Here is a 2,623-nt window from a genome sequence, read left to right on the forward strand (position 1 = left end):
GTAAGCGACTCGGCCCGACCGTTTCCCGATGCTGATTTTGCTGGCGCATGATAGTCGCGTTTAGATTGACGGAGACGGTCAGCTATGCCGAATGCAGCGCGCCCGGCCCATCGCACGTATGCGCGGGCATTCAAACAGCAAGTGATCAGGGAAACGTTGGAACCAGGCATGTCGGTGTCGATCGTCGCGCGGCGGCACGACATCAACGCCAACGTCGTGTTCGGGTGGCGCAAGCAATATCGGGAAGGCAAGCTGGAACTGCCGGGACTCGAAGCTGCGCCGTCGGCCATGACAGGCACGGAGTTGCTGAGCGTTGACGTGATCGATTCGGTGTTGATGCTGCCAGCGCCGCAGCCTACGGGAAACGCGACGTCGAAGGTGACAAGCGGCGTACCGATGCCGACGCCCGTGTGCGAGATCGAGGTGGAGATCGGCAAGCGGCGCGTGAAGATTCGCGGCCTGTCTGCTGAGCGGGCCGAAGCGTTCCTGCAGGAATGCCTGAAGTGATCACATTGCCGGCCGGCACCCGCATCTGGCTTGCTGCGGGCGTCACGGACATGCGCTGCGGCTTCCAGGGGCTTGCCACGAAGGTACAGGCGACGCTCGAGGAGAATCCGTTGTGCGGCCATGTGTTCATCTTCCGCGGACGTCGAGGCGATCTCGTGAAGCTGCTTTGGGCCACCGACGACGGGCTCTGGCTGCTGTCGAAGCGATTGGAACGCGGCCGCTTCATCTGGCCGCAAGCCGATGGCGGCAAGATCTCGCTCACGGTCGCGCAGTTGTCGATGCTTCTCGAAGGCATCGATTGGCGGCAGCCCCGCCGTACGGCACCTCTGTCGATGCTGTAGGTGTTGTAAACCGCTCGGGAGGCTCGTAAACTCCGGCGCATGCCGAATCTCGACGATCTGCCCGACGATGTCGCTGCACTGAAGGCCATGCTGGCTGAGGCTCGCGCGTCGGCCATCGAACGGGAACTCGAGATCGAACAGCTGCGCCGCGACATCGCCGCAAGCGATCTCGAGATCACACGGTTGAAGCTCCTGATCGACAAGCTCAAGCGAATGCACTTCGGCCGCAAGTCGGAACAACTTGCCCGAGAGATCGAGAAGCTTGAGCTCCGGCTTGAGGATTTGGCCGCAGGCAGCGGTGTCGCCGACGTTCAGCACACAAAGGTCCGACGAGAAAGGTCCACGACTAGCAGCGATCCGGCCGTACGTGAGCCGCTGCCACCGCACCTTACGCGAGAAGATCGCGTGCTCAAACCGGATTCGATCTGCCCCAAGTGTGAAGGTGCTATGCAGTGCCTCGGCGAGGACGTCTCGGAACAGCTCGCCCGTGTTGCGGCGATGTTCAAGGTGATCCGCACGATCCGGCACAAGACGGTCTGTCCGGCCTGCGGCCACATCGCGCAGCCACCGATGCCGGGACTGCCGATCGAGCGCAGTATCGCGCATCCGAGCTTGCTTGCCGACATTCTGGTGTCGAAGTACGCAGATCATGCGCCGCTGTACCGACAATCGGAAATTGCGGCGCGCGACGGGGTGACGCTTGACCGCGCCAGCATGGGTCGCTGGGTCGGACAGTGTGAGGCGCTCTGCCGCCCGCTGACCGACGCGCTGCGCCGGTATACGATGGCGGGCACGAAGTTGCACGCGGACGACACGCCGATCCCCGTGCTCGCGCCAGGCAACAAGAAGACGAAGACCGGGCGACTCTGGGTGTACGTGCGCGACGACAGCCGTTCGGGCTCGACGGAGCCGGCTGCGGTGTGGTTCGCGTACTCGTGCGATCGCAAAGGCATCCATCCTCAGACGCATCTCGCCGGATTCGAAGGCATCCTGCAAGCCGATGCCTACGGCGGCTTCGACGAGTTGTACGTAAGTGGCAAGATCCGCGAGGCTGCTTGTTGGGACCACGCGCGGAGAAAGTACTACGAGATCCACGCGAGCACACCGACGGACGAGACCCAGAAACTGCTCGAGATGATCGGCGAGTTCTACGGCATTGAAACCGACATCCGCGGCAAGCCGCCCGATGAACGGCAGCGCGTGCGGCGTGAGAAAAGCAAGCCGCTGCTGGACGCCTTCGAAACGAGAATCCGGGCCAAGCTCGCGACGCTGTCGCGCAAGTCGGAGCTGGCCGGCGCGATCCAGTACTCGCTGAATCACTGGACTGCGCTGACGCTGTTCTGCGAGGATGGGCAAGCCGAGATCAGCAACGCGTTGGCAGAAAACGCCCTGCGTTGCGTGAGCCTCGGGAGAAAGAACTTCCTGTTCGCTGGTTCCGACAGCGGGGGTGAGCGGGCCGCCGCGATGTACAGCTTGATTGGTGCGTGCAAACTCAATGGCATCAACCCGCGCGCCTATCTGGAATACGTCTTGACCCACATCGCTGATCACGTCATCACCCGCGTCGACGAACTGCTGCCTTGGAATGTGGTCGACAAGCTGACGTCGGTCAGCTCGCATGGCACTGCCTGACTGCTTCATAGATCCAGATAGATCGTGCCCATGATCCACGATCGTGGGCACGATCTCACGTGATCCTCACGGAACTCCCCAAGCTCTCACATCATGCCCCATGCGCGCGCGAATATGGAACTGGTCGCGCCGAGCCGCTTACG

At 62.4% G+C, this 2,623-nt stretch carries 3 protein-coding genes; all 3 read left to right on the forward strand.

What is annotated here, in order from left to right; all coding sequences use genetic code 11:
* Nucleotides 1–84 precede the first annotated feature (84 nt).
* From DFS13_RS41110 to DFS13_RS39615, 3 genes are read left to right on the forward strand one after another with little or no spacing between them, the layout of a single operon-like run.
* Nucleotides 85–507: a transposase gene (locus DFS13_RS41110; protein WP_027813735.1), complete on the forward strand. Its 423-nt coding sequence runs from the start codon at nt 85–87 to the stop codon at nt 505–507.
* Entirely contained in the window at nt 504–848 is a 345-nt protein-coding gene (tnpB, locus tag DFS13_RS39610; RefSeq protein WP_027813734.1) for an IS66 family insertion sequence element accessory protein TnpB, read from the forward strand. Before DFS13_RS41110 ends, tnpB begins: the two co-directional genes overlap by 4 nt.
* A gap of 39 nt (nt 849–887) precedes the next feature.
* Nucleotides 888–2,480, forward strand: coding sequence for an IS66 family transposase (locus DFS13_RS39615; RefSeq protein WP_027813733.1), 1,593 nt, complete (start codon nt 888–890; stop codon nt 2,478–2,480).
* Nucleotides 2,481–2,623: the final 143 nt, after the last annotated feature.

The sequence above is a fragment of the Burkholderia sp. 28_3 genome, from assembly GCF_003253915.1.
Lineage (GTDB): Bacteria > Pseudomonadota > Gammaproteobacteria > Burkholderiales > Burkholderiaceae > Burkholderia > Burkholderia cenocepacia.